This window comes from Flavobacterium subsaxonicum WB 4.1-42 = DSM 21790 (genome assembly GCF_000422725.1).
In the GTDB taxonomy this organism is placed as follows: Bacteria; Bacteroidota; Bacteroidia; order Flavobacteriales; family Flavobacteriaceae; genus Flavobacterium; species Flavobacterium subsaxonicum.
Map to the genome: position 1 here is coordinate 675,329 of NZ_KE383909.1, position 19,748 is coordinate 695,076.

Consider the following 19,748-nt stretch of genomic DNA (forward strand, 5'->3'; position numbering starts at 1 on the left):
AAATGATTCCACAAGATACCATAGTGGCGCTGGCTACCGCTTCGGGCTCCGGGGCTATAGCTATTATAAGAATTTCGGGTGCCGATGCCATTACCATCGCGGCAAGCGTATTCCAGTCGGTTTCCGGCAAAGATATTACCCGCCAAAAAACCCATACCCTGCACTTAGGGCACATACAGGAAGATACCAAAATATACGACCAGGTGCTACTGTCTTTATTTAAAGGCACCAACTCGTACACCGGCGAAAATACCGTTGAAATTTCGTGCCACGGCTCGGTTTATATACAACAGCAAATTATACAGCTGCTGCTAAGAAAAGGCTGCCGTATGGCAAACGCGGGCGAGTTTACCCTGCGTGCCTTTTTAAATGGCAAGCTGGACCTAAGCCAGGCAGAGGCGGTGGCCGACCTTATTGCCAGCGATAATGAGGCATCGCATCAAATTGCCATGCAGCAAATGCGTGGCGGTTTTAGTAATGAGATTGCCAAACTGCGCGAAGAGCTGCTTAATTTTGCATCGTTAATTGAACTTGAACTGGATTTTGCCGAGGAAGATGTAGAGTTTGCCGATCGTAGCCAGTTTTATGAACTGCTATCGCGAATAGAGTTTGTGCTTAAAAGGCTAATTGACTCTTTTGCTGTAGGTAACGTTATTAAAAACGGTATACCTGTGGCCATTGTGGGCGAGCCTAACGTGGGTAAGTCTACCTTGCTTAATGCATTGTTAAACGAAGAACGCGCCATTGTTAGCGATATTGCCGGCACAACCCGCGATACTATTGAAGACGAGTTGGTTATAAACGGTATTGGTTTTAGGTTTATAGATACGGCAGGTATTCGCGAAACCGAAGATGTTGTAGAGAGTATTGGTATACGCAAAACCTTCGAGAAAATAGAGCAGGCACAGGTGGTTGTTTATTTGTTTGATGCTACACAATTTGGCATTGCAGGATCTGGCATAAGGGTAGAGATCGAGAAGATTAAGAACCAGTTTCCGCTTAAGCCGCTATTGATTATTGGTAACAAGGCTGATAAACTTACCGATGCCCAAAAGCTGGAAGCGGTTACAGATATCCCTGAACTGCTGCTTATCTCTGCTAAAGAAAACAGTGGGGTAGAAACGCTAAAAGACAAGCTGATGTCGTTTGTTAATACCGGAGCATTGCGCAATAACGAAACTATTGTTACCAACACCCGCCATTACGATTCGCTTATTAAAGCCCTTGAAGAAATACAAAAAGTACAGTTTGGCATGCACAGCGGCATTCCCGCCGATTTGCTGGCCATAGATATTCGCCAGGCGTTATACCACTTTGGTGAAATTACCGGTAGTGTTAGCAACGACGAATTACTGGGCAATATTTTTGCTAATTTCTGTATCGGAAAGTAAGGGCGCAAAACAACGCAAATATAATGGGTAGGCCTTTATGGAATATGGAGAAGATAATGTTGCAAATAAACATTCCTTATTCGTTCAGACATATTTATGGGATTATTATGCTATGCATTACTTTAAGTTCTTGCTTCTATTAATATATCGTACTTTATCAAAAAATGACATACAGGTATCTGTGCGGTTTTTATATCCAACGATTTTGTTTTAAATGGAAAGATATAGATAAAAATTTCAGTTTTTTGAAGATAATATTACAATTAAAGTAAAACCCAATGGGTTTTACTTTAATTGTAAACGATCTACCCGATATATATTTCAATTAACACTATTGGTTCAAAATGTGTTAAGGCTGAGATAAAAATCATTACTTTTTTTGTAGAGACTAAAAGATTTTTTTGAATGGCTAACAAAAATATAGATGAGCTTGAATATTTAGATCAGCGGAGGTATAAAAATCTTGTTAGTATGCAATAACCACTATTGCTTTGTATTTGATGCAGCCTCATCGGTTAAAAAAAGCAATTTTCCGTCAACAGGTTTTAGTAATTGCGTAGGATATTTTTCGGGGTTATATTCGCCGTGCAATACTTCGTGTAACGCATGCGCTTTATTCTCTCCAAAAGTAATAACCACAATTTGCTTAGCCTTGTTTATAAGTGGTGCGGTTAGCGTAATACGATACATGTTTTGAGGAGCCAAATAATAGGCTGCTACCCATTTATCTTCTTCTTTTAGTACGGCTTCGCCAGGAAATAGCGAGGCAGTGTGGCCATCATCGCCCATGCCCAATAAAATCAAGTCGAATTTTCCATCCTCGCCGGCAACACTTTTAATATGTTGCTCATATTCAACTGCATATTCTTCGGGTGTTGTACCATCCTTGTACATTGGGTATATATTACCCTTTGGTATTGGCACATGGTTTAAAAAGCTTTCAGCCGACATTTTTGCGTTACTCAGGTCATGGTCAAGGGCAACCCAACGTTCATCACCCCAAAAAACAAAAACCTTGCTCCAGTCTACTTTTGCCTGATACTCTGGCGTAGCTAAAAGCTTATATAATGCCACCGGAGAAGACCCGCCTGTAAGCGCCACCACAAACCTGCCGTGGTCTTGTATTGCATTTTGTGCAGCCGATACAAAAATATCGACTGCATTATTTGCTATTTCTTCTTTAGTATTAAATATAGTTACCATTTGTTGCTTGTTCTTTTACTTCATTATAGGTGTTAGATATCCAGGTATGACCCTGGCGGGCAAGTAATGCATCCGAAGCTTCTGGCCCCCAGCTTCCGGCTTCGTATTTATGTAAATTTAAAAATTTATCATTTTCCCAGGCTTCCTGAATGGTAGTTACCACATCCCAGGCTTCTTCTACCTGATCTGAGCGCATAAACAGGGTAGGGTCTCCCAACAGTGCATCCAGTATTAATGTTTCGTAAGCTTCGGGCGATTTGGTAGAGCATGAAAAATAATCAAAAACCATCTCTGCCGGTCGTAACGAAAGCGATAAGCCAGGCTTTTTAGTCATAAACTGTAGCCTGATATCCATTGCGGGCTGAATGTTAATAATCAGTCGGTTGGGCATCATACCTTCTTTTCCAAAAGAAAAAGTAGAATGTGGCACAGGCCTGAACGATATAACTATAGACGATTGTTTTTCCTGCATTCTTTTACCGGTACGAACATAAAACGGCACTCCCTGCCACCTCCAGTTATCAAGGTAAAATTTCATGGCAACAAACGTTTCGGTAGTAGAATTTTCTGCCACTCCCTTTTCCTGAAGGTATCCGGAAACGGGTTTTTCTTTTACAGTGCCGTGGTCGTACTGGCCCCTTACGGTATAATGTTCTGCTTCCTGAGGTGTTATACGGCGTATGGCTTTTAGTACATCGGCCTTGCGGTTGCGTATCTCATCGGCCTGTAACGATGTTGGGGCTTCCATAGCAACCATGGTTAATATTTGCATTATATGGTTCTGAACCATATCTTTTAATGCTCCGGTATCTTCATAAAAAGCGCCGCGATTTTCTACGCCAACTTCTTCGGCCACTGTAATTTGTACAGAGTCGATAAAGTTACGGTTCCATAAAGGTTCAAACATGGAGTTACCAAAACGGAAAGCAAGTATATTTTGTACGGTTTCTTTACCAAGATAATGGTCTATACGATATATCTGTTCTTCCCTGAAGGTTTGAGATAATAGCTGGTTTAGTAAAATGGCCGAACTTTTATTGTAGCCAAATGGTTTTTCAATAATTATACGGTCCTGGTCCGGATTGGCTGCCAGGCCCAGTTTCTTAATATTGTTTGATAGTGTCGATATGAATGATGGCGCTATAGACAGGTAAAAAAGCCTGTTGGCACGCTCGCCAAAAGCAATATCTGTTGTATCTAACTGTACTTTTAGGTTTTGATACGATGCTTCTTCGTCTATATTATTTTGCAAATATGTTATATGAGAAGCAAATTGCTCAAAACTCTCCTGAGAAGGTATTTTATTTCTCGAAAATTCGTTAAGGTTCTCAGCAACGTAGGCTCTAAATTTTTCATCGCTGTTTTCCGCCCTGCCTAATGCCATTATCTTAAACTTTTCGGGCATGCGGCCGTCCAGGTAAAGATTATAAAACGCCGGGAAAAGCTTTCTTTTTGCTAAGTCGCCGGTAGCCCCGAAAATAAGGATAATGGATGGCTTTATATTTTTGACGTTACTCATTTTATTCCATTTAAAATTTAATCATTCCACTCTGTGTGAAATATGCCGGTTGCATCTGTACGTTCGTAAGTATGTGCACCAAAATAATCGCGTTGTGCCTGTATAAGGTTAGTAGGCAAATTTTGCGACCTGTAAGCATCAAAATAAGCTAAGGCGTTCATAAGGCCTGCTACGGGCAGCCCTTTTTGTACTGCAAATTGTACAGTTGTACGTATACCGGCCTGGCTGCTGTTTAATTGGGCAGCAATAGTATCGTCTAATAATATGTTTTTAAGATCTTGATTTTTAGCGTATGCTTTTCTAAAATCTTCGAGCACTACGGCACGTATAATACAGCCACCGCGCCATATTTTTGTTACGGTTTCTAAGTTAAGGTCGTAATTATATACTTCAGATGCTGTGGTTAGCAAGGCTAACCCTTGTGCGTAGGTAATAAGTATAGAAAAATACAAAGCGTCTTTAAGCGATGCTACAGCTTCTACTATATTAACATCTGTATCTTCAGTGTTCCAGACTAATTTGGTAGCGGCTTCAATTCGTTGGGGTTTGTTTTTAGACATATCCCTCATTGTTACGGCGGCATCTATAGTAGGCAGGGGTACCTGTAGGTCCATAGCGTTTTGAGAAGTCCATTTACCGGTACCTTTAGATTTTGCCCAGTCTGATATTACATTGATAAGCTTCTGCCCATCAGTGTCATTTTTTTTGAGGATCTGGCCTGTAATTTCAATCAGGTACGATTGAAGTTCGGTACCATTCCAATCGTTAAATATTGTTTGAATTGTGTTATCATCCAGGTTATAACCGCGTTTCATCAGGTCATAAACTTCAGATATAAGCTGCATAATACCGTATTCGATACCATTGTGGGCCATCTTTACATAGTTACCGGCAGCTCCGTTACCTAAGTACTCAACACAAGGCTCTCCATCTACTTTTGCTGATATAGCTTCAAAAATAGGGCGTAGCCTTTCATAAGCCTGTTTGTCGCCACCCGGCATAAGGCTTGGGCCAAATCGGGCACCTTTTTCGCCTCCGGAAATTCCCATCCCAAAAAAGTGAATACCCAGGGCAGATAGTTCAGTAAACCTGCGGTCGGTATCGGTAAAATAAGTGTTACCGCCATCGATAATAATATCGCCTTTATCAAGGTAAGGTAATAAGCTCTGGATGGCACTATCTACCGGTTTTCCGGCAGGCACCAACAGCATTATTGCCCTTGGCTGCTTAATAAGTTGTACAAATTCTTCTACATCTGTAGTTGCTTTTATAGTATGTTCAGCATTGGCTTCCTGCTGTAGCGAACTGGCTTTTTCGGTATCCAAATCCAAACCTGCTACGGCAAATTTTTGGTCGGCCATGTTTAACAGCAGGTTACGGCCCATTACACCCAGGCCAACAATACCAAAATCGAATGTATTCATAATGTAGTATCTAAAATTTATAATTGCTAAAAATTATGGGCTAAAAATTGCTATAATTTTCAGCCCATAAAATTAGTAAATTACTTTACACTAACACTGGCAATCGCCTCTTTTAATGCTTTAGCAGCAGCAGCAGGATCTGCAGCGCCATATATAGCACCACCAGCAACAGCTACAGTTGCACCGGCAGCAACTACATCTTTAATAGTATCGATATTTACACCACCTGCTACAGAGAAGGGTACTTTAGCTTCTATACCCTCAGTAATAAGCGTTTGTACAGAATAGCCTGCTAAAGCCTGCTCATCTAAGCCTGCGTGTAGCTCTACAAAAGCAACACCAAAAGCAGTTACCTCTTGCGCTCTTTGTACCCTGTTTTTAACGCCGATAGTATCTACCACTACTTTTCTGCCGTATTTTTTTGCAGCTTCTACAGCACCTTTAATGGTAGCATCATCTACAGACCCCATTACGGTTACTAAATCGGCGCCCGCTTTAAATGCCATTTCTGCTTCTAAAGCACCAGTATCGGCTGTTTTCATGTCGGCAAAAACTAATTTATCAGGAAAAGCTTCTTTCATAGCTGTAACAACCCTTAGGCCTTCTGCTTTAATAAGTGGTGTGCCTAATTCTATAATATCTACGTAAGGCGCTACTTTATGTGCCAGTTCTAATGCTGCTTCGGTAGTAAGTAAATCAATTGCGACTTGTAATTTTGTCATGTCTAAAAATGTTTAAAAAATTAATTATTAATATTATTCGAGGTTGGCGTGTTTAGGCCACAGGTCTTCTTTTGTTAATCCGGATTCTTGCCACAGCGTCATAAAAACGCTTTCTAATAAAAACAATGTAAACTGTTCGAACAGGCTGCCTGCGTATTGGATAGAGACAGCTGTACCAAAATCTGTTTTGGTAGCAGCGTTTATAAGTACCAAATGGTTGGCTATTTCGGCAAGTTTGCTCTCTGCATCGGCAGTAATAGCAATAACCGTGGCTTTTTGTTTCTTAGCTTTTTCTGCAGCTGAGACTACTGTAGATGTTGTTCCTGAGCCCGATGCTACAAGTAACAGGTCGCCTTCAAGAATGGCAGGTGTAACAACTTCTCCCACAACATATACGGTATAGCCTAAATGCATAAAGCGCATAGCGGCCATTTTTAAAGCAAGGGCACTCCTGCCGGCTGCCATAACAAAAATTCGGTTGGCGGCTTTAATTTCGTGTATCAACACATTAACCTCCTGTGGGTTTATCTCTTTTGCCAATTTTAGGTTTTCTTCTAAAATTGTATTTAAATTTTGGGTGATCAAATTATTGGTAATCATAAAGTTGTTGTTTGCTTATAGGTGTAGTATGTACAGAATATTGCTTGTGAAAATTTTCATTTATTCTACTTTAATAGATTAAATGATGCTGTGGCTAAGCCTGAAAAGTTTTATGCAATGAATGCTTTGCATCAATAAATGTATTATTTACTGATGCAAAGGTAGGGGCGGGGTAAAGGGAAGATGTTATACAAACAAGACTACGCGGTATAAATTTGCGCCAGTTCGTTTTGAAGTTCGGTGGGCGTTTCTTGAAGTTTTGCCCTTACAAATTTATTTAGCGCCGATGGCGAACTAAAGCCTAAGTCGAATGCGATTTCTTTATGAGACAAGTCAGAAAATAATAATTGCCTTTTAATCTCGGTAAGTATACGGTTATGGATAGCATTTATGGCGGTTTCGCCGCAATGCTTTTTTGTTATTTCGTTAAGCTTTTTGGGGCTAATGGCGAGTTTTGAAGCATAATACTGAACGGTACGTTGGCTTTTATACTGCTCGTTTAGCAATTTTTTAAAACCAATATAAACATGTTGATTAGTGTCTTGTACATCATGATGCAGTACAGGATGCTGGCCATGAATGGATTCTATTAGCCCAAGCAGGAAAATTTTGATATAAAAACGCGCCTGTTCTTTTTTTACAAGGCTTGGAGTAGTATAAATATCGTATATATTGGTTATAATAGGTATAACCTGCTCGAATTCGTGGTTAGAAAGAGCAGTGCAATTAAGATGCGCAGCAAGGTTAACATTATAGGCACTTAGTTCGTTCTTTAAAATATCCGAGCAAAAAAGTACTTCTTCAAACAAAATAATCTTTCCGGCAAGATCATCACTCAGGTTTGATACGAAGTGTATTTGGTCAGGAAAAATAATGGATATTTTTCCGGCTTTCAGATAATGTATTTTGTCTTCAATATGCATTTCTATTTTTCCGGCTTCGACTATAATAATGCAAAAATGATCTTTTTTATGAGGATTTAAATAGGCCTTACTATTTTTTAAATCTAAATTAAAAACGCGGAATGATAAATACTTATCTTCAACTTTTTTTATGTTTTTTTTGATCTCTAAACGCTTTACATCCATAGGAGATTTGTATTATTATGTAGTTGGCCGCTGTCTCGATCAAGGATTTGTTTTTAAGAGACAGATGAAATTTCGATATCAAAAACAGTTTGAGTTAAGGATATATTCCATTTCTATTTTTAATAAAACTAAGCAATGCTAATTCAACAGCTAACATTGCTAACTGTTAAGCAGCAAATATACGGCTTGTTTTTGCCGTAATCATTAATTAAATTGTTAGTTTAGTTAAGCTTGATTATTAACAATTTACACCTTGTAATAAATAATTTATGAAACAAAATTTATATAATTTTGTTGTTGGTAAGCATTATACATAAGTGAGTTTAGTTGTGGTAAACCAATTTTTGCTTTTTTAACCTTACCTAATTTAGAATTTGAGATAATAAGAGAAATGTTTTTGTATAGAGAAATAACAATTTATGCCAAATAAAAAATATTGACATAATTGCTACGTTATATGATTGATGAAAAGGATGGAGTATGCTATTGTAGATATTGAAACAACAGGGGGTAATGCCAGTGGCAGCCGCATTACAGAAATTGCCATAATTATACATAATGGTACCAATGTTATTGACCGTTGGGAAACCCTAATAAACCCACAAAAAGAAATACCACTACCTATTTTTGCGCTAACCGGCATTAATAACGAGATGGTACATTATGCACCTGTTTTTGATGACGTTGCCCCAAAAATAGCCCAAATGCTAACCGGCCGCATTTTTGTGGCGCATAACGTTAACTTTGATTATTCTTTTGTAAGGCACCAGCTGGAGGAGTCCGGGTTTAAATGGACTGCCAGAAAATTGTGCACTGTGCGGGCTGCAAGAAAGGTACGGCCCGGGTTGCATTCATACAGTTTGGGCAACCTGTGCCAGGCATTAGATATACCATTACAGCACAGGCACCGTGCCGGTGGCGATGCCAATGCTACTGCCATACTGTTTTTGCGATTACTGGAATGGGATACCGATGGAGAAATTGAAAAAATGCTTAAAAAAACGGCTCAGGACCAACGCCTGCCTCCAAATTTACCTCCTGAAGATTTTAATCAATTACCGGAAAAGCCGGGCGTGTATTATTTTTACAACCAGGTAAAAAAGGTAGTTTATGTAGGCAAGGCCGTCAATTTAAAAAAGCGGGTAGCATCTCATTTCAGCGGACATAAAATTACGCCGCAGCGGCAGCATTTTTTGCGTGATATTTACAGTATCTCTTTCGAAGTTTGTGCTACAGAGCTAATGGCGTTATTGCTTGAATATGCCGAGATTAAAAAGTTATGGCCTATGTATAACAGGGCATTAAAACGCTTTGAACCTAAATTTGGGCTATACGAATATGAAGCCCGTAACGGATATAGGTACATTGCGGTGGGTAAGGTAAATAAGTTTCAGCCCTGTATAGAGAGTTTTAGTAATTTACATGATGCCATAAATGTGCTGCAAAAACTGGCCGCGCAGTTTGAAATTGATAACAGGTTTTGTAAATATTGTAGCCTTGCCGAAGCAGAAGGTATCCAAAAAGCAGATGTTGCAATTTTACCCGATGTTATGCAACATAATACCAAAATAGAAAATGCTATTGATTTTGTATCTAAAAACAAGCCGAGCTTTGCTATTATAGATAAAGGCCGGCATGCCGATGAGTACAGTTGTATATGGGTAGAAAATGGCCACTGTTACGGTATGGGCTACATGCCCACAGATGTTGGGTTTACTGAACCTTTAGAAATAAAAGAATATGTAACGCCCTACAGGAGTAACCAATACATTATGCAATTAATCTATACCCATACCAATAAATATCCGGCTAAGGTTATTACATTGCAAACCAAAGATTAAATTGTTTTAGCAATAATATTACCATGCAATTGGCACGTAATCTTTAAGGAATTTTCCGCACCAGTGCTTTCCGGTATTAATGCCGTCAAATAAGGGGTCCATTACGCGGGCAGCGCCATCAACAATGTCTAACGGCGGCTGAAAATCTTCTTCCTCCTGTTTTCTTTTAGCCATTTCGGCAGGGTCTTCATCGGTAACCCAACCGGTATCAACCGCATTCATGTAAATACCTTCTTTGGCTAAAGAACCTGCTGCCGTATGCGTTAGCATATTTAACGCTGCTTTTGCCATGTTGGTATGGGGGTGCCTGTCGTCTTTAAAGCCGTAATAAAACTTACCTTCCATGGCAGAAACATTTATAATATGTTTTTGCCCCGTAGCATCTTTTTTCATTACTTCTGCCAAACGGTTGCACAATACAAAGGGCGCAACAGAATTTACCAATTGCACCTCGATCATTTCGGTAGTTTCTATCTGGCCTAATTTTAAGCGCCAGCTGTTTGTTTTTCGTAAATCAACCTGTTGCAGGTCGGCATCCAGTTCGCCATCCGGAAAAACCTCATTTGCCACCAGCGTAGTATCAAAAGAATAAGGTATTTGCGATAATTTTGCCGAAGCCCGTAACCCTATACCCGGCTCTGGCCCGTGCCATGTTACCGGCATATTTTGGTTAGGCGATGCCCCGGTAGTTAATACTTTAAGTTCTTGCAGGCAATTGGTATGGTCTGATAATAAATCCTGTACCTGCTTAGGTAAAGAATTAATTGGACACTCTTCATTCGCCATTAAATGGGCGTAAAATCCTGCCGGGCGCCTTACGGTTTGCGCAGCATTATTAATTAGGATATCCAGGCGGCCATAGGTTTGCTCTATAAAATTGCAGAAGATCTCTACACTTGGTATGTGCCTTAAATCTAACCCGTGAATTTTTAAACGGTGGCCCCATTCCATAAAATCATTTTCCTTGGCAAAACGAATTGCCGAATCTACAGGAAAGCGGGTAGTAGCTACAACTGTAGCACCGCCACGCAAAAGCATAAGGGTAATATGGTAGCCTATTTTTAAACGAGAACCTGTTACAACGGCAATTTGCCCTTTTACATTAGCTGTCTGAAAACGTTTTGCGTAATTAAAATCGCCACAATCGGTGCACATTGTATCGTAAAAATGATGCAGTTTGGTAAACTGTGTTTTGCATACATAGCAATTTCTGGGCGTTTGCAGCTCCAATTGCTCTTTAGCAGACAGATCATTAATTTCTAATAATTTAGGGGCTATAAAAATGCTGGCTTCGCGCGCCTCTCGTATACCGGTAACCTTACGGGCGGTGCGGTCTCGCTTCTCCATTTTTCGCTTGGCGGCCAATTTTCCATCTTTTTTTCTACGGGCAAGCTCATCACGATCGGGCCTCGAAAACTGTCCTGCAGCTTTAATCAGGGCTGTGCGCTGCTCTTTCGGTATATCAAATATCTTATCGGTATCGGTATTTAATTCGGTAAGTAAAGCAATGCATTTCTCTATTTCTTCAAAGCTTATGGCATTTGGAGTTACAAGTTCGTCCTTGGTTATCATATACATCAGGTTCAATTATGGCTAAGCTGCCGGGCTGCAAATATAATGCTAATAATCTGTGGTGCAATTGCTTTTTAGCGGTACTAATACATCTAAATAACTTTGGGTGCAGGCATTTACAAGCGTCTAATAATATGTGCTCTTAATACTATAAATTTGTATTAAATAATACCGGTACATTACAAAAATAAGCGTGCCATTTTGTAATTTTATTATCGGATAAAACCCTTTGAAAATATAAGTTTCGAAGGAAATTAAAAAGAGAAAAATATAATGGAGAATTTAAAAAAAGCATACATAGCGGGCGGTTGTTTCTGGGGCATGGAAGACCTTTTCAGGGTATTGCCCGGTGTAAAAGATACCGAAGTAGGCTATTTGGGCGGACAAAACGAAAACCCTACGTATCAGGATCATCCAGGCCATGCTGAAGGGCTGGAAATAACTTACGATCCGCAGGTAATAACCTATAAAGAACTGTTAGATTACTTTTACAGAGTGCACGACCCAACAACGGTAGACAGGCAGGGCAACGACAGGGGAGCCAGTTATCGTTCGGCCCTTTTTATCCAGAATGAGGAGGAAGAGCAGACAGCTAAAGAAGTTATTGATATTGTTGATGCATCTAAAAGATGGCCCGGTACAGTGGTTACAACTTTAGAGCCATTTACAAAATTCTGGACAGCCGAAGGTTACCACCAGGACTATCTTGTTAAAAATCCTAACGGGTACACCTGCCATTTCGAAAGGTTTGGTACTTTTTTGTAGGCATGTACACTACTCTTAGAACGTAATTATAAATTCTAAAACCCCTTTAGTTTCCAGTGCTAAAGGTGTTTTCCATTCAAAGTAAAAATAGACGTACTTAGTTTTTAATCAGTTTTGTGGCTATATAGCCATCAAGCTGTACAAAGTAAGTGCCTTTTGGCAGAGGTGCCACGTTTAGAGGGGTATTTATACCTATAGTGAAACTTTGTAATTTCTGACCTAATGTGTTTACTATACTACCATTAACATTTTGGTCTGTTCCTGAAATGTAAACCAGATCGGTAGCCGGGTTAGGGTAGAGCACCGTTGTTTTTAATTGTGATGATGCATTTCCTAAAACTTCATTATTCAGTTTTGCCAGGTAAGGGTAGTAATCGGTTTGCTGTTGCGGGTTGTAAGTAATGCTATCAAAAGAGCAGGCATCAAAGCCCATACCGGCAGCAAAAACTTCGCTGTCTGCATTAATGCATAAACCATCAAAACGGGTATAGCCGCCGGCACCGCCTGTTTTTGCCATTACTACTGTACCTCCCGGACTGTACTTTAATATCAGGGCATTGCTGCCAAAACCGGCTACACCGGTTGTAATTCCGTTGCCCCAGTTAATGGTGCCCGATGTTTTGCCTGCAATATAAATATTGCCATTGGCATCAAGGTTTAAAAAATTGCGGTTGCCCAGTGCAATGCCGCCGCTGCCGGGCACTTCGCGCAGCCACAGGTATTGGCCATCCGCATTGAGTTTGGTTAAAAAGAAATCTTCAAAAGCAGCTGACCCTTCCGACGTTATATCATCAAAATTAAAAGCGCCAAACAGGTAAGAGCAAAAATAGACCTCATTAGGGTGGCGGGTTACAACATGTGGTTCGCTGCAGGTAATGTCTTCTACATATTTAACCCATTGAAACGTACCTGTTGCAGAATATTTTGTGAGGTATATATTGTACAACAACTCCTGAGGGGGAGCATTGAGCACACCTGCAAAAGTAGCATTCCAATTGGCACAGCCACCCGCCGAATAGATATTACCCTCGGTATCTATGCTTAACGATGTTATGCGGCTTACGCCTGATTGTTCAATAGTAGATAACACCGTACCACTTGCCGATAGCTTAGTAATATACGTGCTTGAAAAATTGCCATATCCTGTATAAATGTTTCCGGTAGCATCTATTGCCAAAGGTTTAGCTTCAGATATAATGTTGAGACCCGAGCCTTCGGGTTCATCAATGGTTAGTTGATGGTGCCACAATAGGTTGCCATTGGTATCAAATTTAGCCACGAGCCATTGCTCGTCCTGGTTTATAGTGGTTAAGGTAACATCTTCTATAGTTATGGTGGCAACAAAGCTAAGTGCCAATATAACATTGCCATCATGGTCGGCTACCATACTGTGGCTCTGTGCGTTGCCGCTTATAGTTTTAGAAAATAAAAGGGTGCCGTTGATGTCGTATTTATTTAAATACATAGAACCCATAATCGAGTTATATATAAACGGATTGGATTTAAAACCGCTAAAAAACACATTGCCATCCTGGTCTAATGCTGTAGAGTAGCCCACCATATCCGGGTTATAGGGCATAAGCGTTTGGGGTGTTTTAAGCCACTCAAAAGTTTGTGCGTTTGCTGTGATGCCTGCGATTAACAGTAACAATAAGTAGATAATTTTTTTCATGTTCTCTGCTTTTACAAAACAAAAGTAGTATTTCAAACCAATTGATTATCAAAAATAAAGTATTTGATAACAGCAATTTAGAATTTGAACAACCTGATTGAGAATTTGATAGTACCCATTACTTACAACGACCCACGCACAATAAGCTTGCTCTTATTTTCTATCTGCCCACGGTTTTGGTCGAGTATCATTTCGCCTAAAATTTTACCCATCTGGTTAAAGTCGGTAGATATGGTAGTAATACCGTTTTCTACCACCTTTTTTAGGGGTGTGTCGTTATAAGATATTACACCAACATCTCTGCCAATTTTTAGTTTCTGGGCTTTTGCCTGCTCTATAACATTAACCAAATGACGGTCGTTGGGTATAATGTAAACATCGCCCACATCGATACCGTGGTTATCAAAATCCGGAATTATTTCGTAGTTAAGGCCGTGCTCTTCGCAAAATTTTACAAAGCCAATCTGCATGCCGGGTGGCTGCTTAAATGCCGGGAAAATCAGTATTAGCTTGTTGTATTTGTGTAGCTTATCGTAGCCCGTTGTAAGCGCATTATACATGTCATTCACAAAGTTTTGATGTATAGAGGGGTAGTCGCGCAGCTCATCGTTGGTCTGGTCTAAAATGTAAACATCATTCTTGGGCAGGGTGTTAATAATGGCAGCGGCACCCTTTAGGGTAGTGGGCATTATTACGTATTTAGAATAATCGCCGCTGTTCTCGTTCACTAGTTTTTTAAAAACGTCTATACTAAAATAATGAAAGAAAATGTCTATCTGCGCGTTGCTGCCCATAGTTGCAATAAACGAGTTGTAAAGATCTTCTTTAAAGGAGTTAAACTCATCAAACAATAAAAAGATGCGCTGTTGCAGGGTAAACTCTTCGCTTTTAATGTAATAGCCCTTGCCGAGGCGGGAGTAGATAATACCGCGTTTTTTAAGCTCCTCATAAGCCAGCAGTACCGTATCGCGCGAAAGCGAAAACTCAAGCGCCACCTTGTTTACAGAGGGTAGCTTATCGCCGCGCTTAAGTCGTTTCTCTGCAATAGCGGTTTCTATAGAAAGTACTATCTGCTTATATTTCGGAAGGCTTTTGCGCGAATCTATTTCTATTATCTTCATCCTAAAATACATTTTAAATAATAAATGTAAAAAATACATTTAACTGGTGGCTAATATACAAAACTGGTAGGTACTGGTATACTATAACGTTATAAATTTTTATATTTGAAATATATTATATCTTTTTAAGAGTAATTTTTAAAATTATCGGAATAAAAAAATACATTCTTCATTTTAAGGATGCTCTAAAATCAGTGTAATTTATAACAATAATAAAAAATACCAAACCAAAATAAACAAAAGTATGTTACAGGTTTTATACCGTACAACTTATATAAGCCATACAAAATACCTGTCATACTTTGCGGTGTTACTGCTTAGTGCAATAGTTAACGCACAACAAGTTAGCAGTATAGATAGTAATGGGGCAGAGGCAAGAGCCTACTTTGTAAGCACGCTTACTAAAATTGCCCATCCGGTTTTAAATGCTCTTAGCAACAACCGCTTAAAACTGGATATGCCTGTAGAAACCGCGCCCAATGCTTATGGCGACAGGGATAAAGTAACGTATTTAGAGGCTTTTGGACGAACCCTTAGTGGGATGGCTCCGTGGCTGGAACTGGGTGCTGACGCCACTGAAGAAGGTAAGCTGAGGGAGCAGTACATACAAATGGCATTAAAATGTATTGACAACGCTACCAACCCACAGGCTGCTGATTATATGAATTTTACCAATGGCGGCCAGCCTCTTGTAGATGCTGCGTTTTTTGCCGAAGCTTTAATTAGAGCCCCGCGCCAATTGTGGGATCCATTAGAGCCAAGGGTAAAGCAAAATGTGCTTACAGCCTTAAAATCAACGCGAAGCATTTCTCCGGCGTATATGAACTGGCTGTTGTTTACCGGTATGATAGAAGCCGCTATTTTAAAGTTTGACGCTGCTGGCCAGGCCGATATGGTACGCCTGGAATATGCCCTTAATAAGCATAATGAATGGTATTTGGGCGATGGTGTTTACGGCGATGGTGCTGATTTTCATTATGATTATTACAACAGTTTTGTAATCCAGCCCATGATACTGGATATTTTATTGGTTCTTAAAGATAAAAAGCAAGCTCTTAAAGGGTGGCGTTATAAAAGCGATTATATAGATGGCTATAGCAAGTTTTTAGAGCGTTCTCGCCGTTATGCGGGCATACAGGAGCGGTTAATTTCGCCGGAAGGCACTTATCCTGCCGTTGGGCGGTCGTTAGCGTACAGGGTAGGCGCATTTCAGGCACTATCTCAAATGGCGCTGTTGCAGGAGCTTCCGCAGGATGTAAACCCGGCTCAGGTGCGCTGTGCATTGTATGCCATCATAAAAAAACAAATGGAGGCTCCCGGCACTTTTGATGCTAATGGCTGGTTAACGCTTGGTTTTTACGGGCATCAGCCTGAAATTGCCGAGGGCTACATTTCTACAGGTAGTCTTTATTTATGTACCACCGCTTTTCTGGCCTTGGGGCTGCCGCAGCAAACTGCTTTTTGGGCAGCTCCATCGGTGCCTTATACACAACAACAAATATGGGGTGACAAAAAAGCACCAATAGACCATGCTTTTTATCCTGACAATGCTAAACATAACCCGGTTTGGCAAACGGTTACAGATAGTACATCGTTTGGCAGCGATAAGCTATTTAAGAAGCAATGGAATAACTTTTACCCTTGGGGTACCGACCATAACGGGTCGGCGCGCATGTACAAAAGCCAAATTATTTTAAAAGATAATGTGCTGCAATTAAAGGCCACTAAGGTTAAAAAGGCAGAGGGAAAGAGCAAATTAGATCCGCATCTGGATATAAAATATCAATCGGGTGCTGTGCATGCCAAACACCAGGTTACGGTTAGTAATGAGTATCCTGTTTATAAAATATCGGGAGAATTTAAAGCACCCACAGCAGCCGGGACATGGCCTGCCTTCTGGCTTACTGCGGTTAACGGGTGGCCTCCGGAAACGGATATCTTAGAATTTAAAGGCGATGCCACAAACTGGCAAAATACCTTTATAACGCCCCAAAACTGCACTACAATTAAAACCACTTTGGACGATGCTTTAGAGCAATGGCATACCTACACGGCCATCTTAAAAAGAATTGATGATGAGCATACTTCTATTACCTATTATATTGATGATGAGAAAAAAGGCGAGCATTATACCAACTTTACCAACAAGCCTTTGTGGCTTATTATAAACCTGCAAATGGAGGGTTCATCGGGCGAGAAAGGGCCTGATGCAGAGACTAATTTCTACGCCAAAAACGTAAGCATTAAAAGAATAAAAGCCCAATGATGCAGTATAAACAATATATAGTGAGGACTTTAATTGCCTGTTTGTTGGGGGTGCTATCAAGTAGTTGTGTATCTCTAAAAACAACGCAAACTACTGTGGGGTTGGGGTGGAGCAGTAACTCCGTTAATACCGTTGTGTTTAGAAACAGTGCTTTAACAAGCCTTAAAAATTACCAGTTTACGGCTTATTATGATAACGATGGGTACATGGTTTTAGGCAAACGCAAACTTGGCAGCAGTAATTGGCAAGTGGTAAAGTCGGAGTATAAAGGTAATGTAAAAGATGCCCACAACACCATTAGCCTTGCGGTAGACGCCAAAGGCTACGTGCATGTAAGTTTCGACCATCATGATACCCGCCTGCGCTACGCCAAAAGCAAAGAACCGTTTGGTTTAGCGTTGGGTGCAGAACAAAGTATGACGGGAAGCCAGGAATTAAAAGTTACGTATCCGGAGTTTCATAACCTGCCCAATGGTAAGCTTATATTTTGTTACAGGTCGGGAGCGTCGGGTCGTGGTAATATGGTTATAAACAGTTATAATGCTGCTACCGACAAGTGGACACAACTTCAAAATAACCTGCTAAATGGCGAAGAGCTGCGCAGTGCCTACTGGCAAATTTGTGTAGATAATATGGGTTATATCCATGTATCATGGGTTTGGAGAGAGAGCTGGGATGTGTCTACCAACCACGATATATGTTATACGGTGAGTAAAGATGGCGGTGTAACCTGGCAAAAATCAACGGGAGAGGCCTATGTGTTACCTATTACTGTTGCCAGTGCCGAGGTTGCATGGCCGGTTCCTCAAAACAGCAGCCTTATCAACCAGACATCGATGACTGCCGATGCTAACGGCAACCCGTACATTGCTACGTATTGGGATAATGATGGCATACCACAGTACAAAGTGGTGTATAAAACGGATGGAAAATGGCAGTTGCTAAATACTAATTTTCATAAGAATACTTTTACATTAGGTGGCGGCGGAACGAAAAATATAACGATTTCGCGGCCAAAAGTTTTAATAAATAAGGCTATCTTGTATCTCCTTTTCAGGGATGCCGAACGGGGGTCTAAAATTACCCTTACTTACGCAGATCTGGATAAGAAACAATGGCAGGTAAAAAACCTTACAGAGCAATCTGTAGGGGATTGGGAGCCTAATTACGACCAGGAATTGTGGAGTGCCAAAAAGCAGCTTCACATTTTTTCGCAAAAGGTAACACAGGTAGATGGCGAGGGCTTACAACAAGTTGCGCCACAGCCGGTAAATGTAATAGAGGTTAAAAACCTGCCGTAATTTAAGAGCATACAACAACCAATTAAATCCAACAATGAAAAAACATCTATTATCCATTTTTACCTTATTTGCTTTAGCATCGTGCGGCCAAAAAGAAAAACAACAGGAGCCTGAAAAAGAGAATCTTGATCAAAAAATTGAAGCTACACTGCAAACCGCTACAGAGCAATATAAATACCTGGGCAGCATTACGCCAAAGAGCCGCTATCCTAAAACCTACCACGCCCAAAAAGATTCCCTTGAAACCAGCGATTCAGGCTGGTGGTGCAGTGGCTTTTATCCGGGCACGTTACTGTATTTAGATGAAGCCAATAAAAACAACGTTTTTAAAAAACAGCTCGAACCGGTTTTAGACGATTTAAAACGCGAACAGTTTAACAAATCTACCCACGATCTTGGTTTTATGATGTATTGCAGCTTTGGGAATGCCGAGCGCCTTACGCCTAAAAAAGAGTATGAAGAGGTGCTTATGAATAGTGCCAAATCGCTGATTACCCGCTATAATGATAAGGCTAAATGTATAAAATCGTGGGACAGTGCTCCCTGGAACCATGCTTCTGCCGAAGAAATGCCGGTTATTATAGATAATATGATGAACCTTGAATTGTTATTTTGGGCTACAAAACACAGTGGCGACAGCACCTATTACAAAATAGCGGTAAACCATGCCAACACTACCATGAAAAACCACTTCCGTACCGATTTTAGCTCGTTCCACGAGGTGGTGTACAACATAAATACGGGTGCAGTTACCAAACAGATAACCAATCAGGGCGCGGCTGATGACTCATCCTGGGCACGCGGACAGGCATGGGGTCTGTACGGCTATGTGGTTATGTATCGCGAAACCAAAGACGCCAAATACCTTAATGAGGCAGAGAATATTGCCAACTACATCCTTAACCATCCTAACCTTCCAAAAGACATGATACCGTATTGGGATTTTAATGCCCCGGGCATACCCAACGCCTTGCGTGATTCTTCCGCGGCAGCCATAATTTCTTCGGCGTTGTTCGAGCTGAGTAAATATTCAGGTAAACCTCTGGCTTCCAGATTAAAAAATGATGCCGAAACCATTTTAGGCAACCTGCTTACCCCGCAATATATAGCCAAACCTAAAACCAACGGAGGCTTTATTTTAATGCATGGTGTGGGCAATATGCCTAACAAAACAGAGGTTGACACCCCGCTTAGCTATGGAGATTATTATTTAGTTGAGGCCATGCTTCGCCATAAAAATTATTAATCCAAGTTACTTTTCCA

At 40.5% G+C, this 19,748-nt stretch carries 15 protein-coding genes; 6 read left to right on the forward strand and 9 right to left on the reverse strand.

Annotated elements, in window-relative coordinates; all coding sequences use genetic code 11:
- The first annotated feature begins 2 nt into the window (after positions 1-2).
- Positions 3-1,391, forward strand: coding sequence for a tRNA uridine-5-carboxymethylaminomethyl(34) synthesis GTPase MnmE (mnmE, locus tag G509_RS0113420; RefSeq protein ID WP_026992002.1), 1,389 nt, complete (start codon positions 3-5; stop codon positions 1,389-1,391).
- A gap of 483 nt (positions 1,392-1,874) precedes the next feature.
- Here mnmE and pgl read toward each other — a convergent pair whose 3' ends face one another.
- The 6 genes from pgl to G509_RS0113450 form a co-directional block, all read right to left on the reverse strand.
- On the reverse strand, positions 1,875-2,594 hold the full coding sequence (gene pgl / locus G509_RS0113425; protein ID WP_026992003.1) for a 6-phosphogluconolactonase: 720 nt from the start codon (positions 2,592-2,594) through the stop codon (positions 1,875-1,877).
- Positions 2,578-4,113, reverse strand: a complete 1,536-nt coding sequence (zwf, locus tag G509_RS0113430) for a glucose-6-phosphate dehydrogenase (RefSeq protein ID WP_026992004.1) — start codon at positions 4,111-4,113, stop codon at positions 2,578-2,580. Before zwf ends, pgl begins: the two co-directional genes overlap by 17 nt.
- Before the next feature lie 17 nt (positions 4,114-4,130).
- Positions 4,131-5,537 (reverse strand): NADP-dependent phosphogluconate dehydrogenase, encoded by a 1,407-nt coding sequence (gene gndA / locus G509_RS0113435; protein ID WP_026992005.1) that lies wholly within the window; start codon positions 5,535-5,537, stop codon positions 4,131-4,133.
- 80 nt (positions 5,538-5,617) lie between these two features.
- A complete protein-coding gene (hxlA, locus tag G509_RS0113440; protein WP_026992006.1) occupies positions 5,618-6,259 on the reverse strand; it encodes a 3-hexulose-6-phosphate synthase in 642 nt (213 codons plus the stop codon).
- Between the two features lie 33 nt (positions 6,260-6,292).
- Positions 6,293-6,859 carry a 6-phospho-3-hexuloisomerase gene (gene hxlB / locus G509_RS0113445; protein WP_026992007.1) on the reverse strand — a complete coding sequence of 189 codons (567 nt, stop codon included), beginning with the start codon at positions 6,857-6,859 and terminating at the stop codon, positions 6,293-6,295.
- 200 nt (positions 6,860-7,059) lie between these two features.
- Positions 7,060-7,947: an AraC family transcriptional regulator gene (locus tag G509_RS0113450; protein WP_026992008.1), complete on the reverse strand. Its 888-nt coding sequence runs from the start codon at positions 7,945-7,947 to the stop codon at positions 7,060-7,062.
- 464 nt (positions 7,948-8,411) lie between these two features.
- On the opposite strand from G509_RS0113450, the gene G509_RS0113455 reads away from it, so the two are divergent.
- Positions 8,412-9,788 (forward strand): exonuclease domain-containing protein, encoded by a 1,377-nt coding sequence (locus G509_RS0113455; protein WP_026992009.1) that lies wholly within the window; start codon positions 8,412-8,414, stop codon positions 9,786-9,788.
- Between the two features lie 18 nt (positions 9,789-9,806).
- On the opposite strand, the gene G509_RS0113460 is transcribed toward G509_RS0113455, so the two are convergent.
- Positions 9,807-11,360 (reverse strand): SDR family oxidoreductase, encoded by a 1,554-nt coding sequence (locus G509_RS0113460; RefSeq protein WP_117590862.1) that lies wholly within the window; start codon positions 11,358-11,360, stop codon positions 9,807-9,809.
- A gap of 273 nt (positions 11,361-11,633) precedes the next feature.
- On the opposite strand from G509_RS0113460, the gene msrA reads away from it, so the two are divergent.
- Complete coding sequence (msrA, locus tag G509_RS0113465; RefSeq protein WP_026992011.1) at positions 11,634-12,125, forward strand: peptide-methionine (S)-S-oxide reductase MsrA; 492 nt, start codon at positions 11,634-11,636, stop codon at positions 12,123-12,125.
- A 97-nt stretch (positions 12,126-12,222) separates the two neighbouring features.
- On the opposite strand, the gene G509_RS0113470 is transcribed toward msrA, so the two are convergent.
- Together G509_RS0113470 and G509_RS0113475 are read right to left on the reverse strand one after the other, a co-directional pair.
- A complete protein-coding gene (locus G509_RS0113470; protein ID WP_026992012.1) occupies positions 12,223-13,797 on the reverse strand; it encodes a T9SS type A sorting domain-containing protein in 1,575 nt (524 codons plus the stop codon).
- A 122-nt stretch (positions 13,798-13,919) separates the two neighbouring features.
- A complete protein-coding gene (locus G509_RS0113475; protein WP_026992013.1) occupies positions 13,920-14,918 on the reverse strand; it encodes a substrate-binding domain-containing protein in 999 nt (332 codons plus the stop codon).
- A 244-nt stretch (positions 14,919-15,162) separates the two neighbouring features.
- On the opposite strand from G509_RS0113475, the gene G509_RS22125 reads away from it, so the two are divergent.
- The 3 genes from G509_RS22125 to G509_RS0113490 are packed head-to-tail and all read left to right on the forward strand — an operon-like array spanning position 15,163 to position 19,731.
- Positions 15,163-17,184 (forward strand): DUF2264 domain-containing protein, encoded by a 2,022-nt coding sequence (locus tag G509_RS22125; RefSeq protein WP_081663310.1) that lies wholly within the window; start codon positions 15,163-15,165, stop codon positions 17,182-17,184.
- Positions 17,181-18,485 (forward strand): BNR repeat-containing protein, encoded by a 1,305-nt coding sequence (locus tag G509_RS0113485; RefSeq protein WP_026992014.1) that lies wholly within the window; start codon positions 17,181-17,183, stop codon positions 18,483-18,485. Before G509_RS22125 ends, G509_RS0113485 begins: the two co-directional genes overlap by 4 nt.
- Before the next feature lie 34 nt (positions 18,486-18,519).
- Positions 18,520-19,731, forward strand: coding sequence for a glycoside hydrolase family 88 protein (locus G509_RS0113490; protein ID WP_026992015.1), 1,212 nt, complete (start codon positions 18,520-18,522; stop codon positions 19,729-19,731).
- Positions 19,732-19,748: the final 17 nt, after the last annotated feature.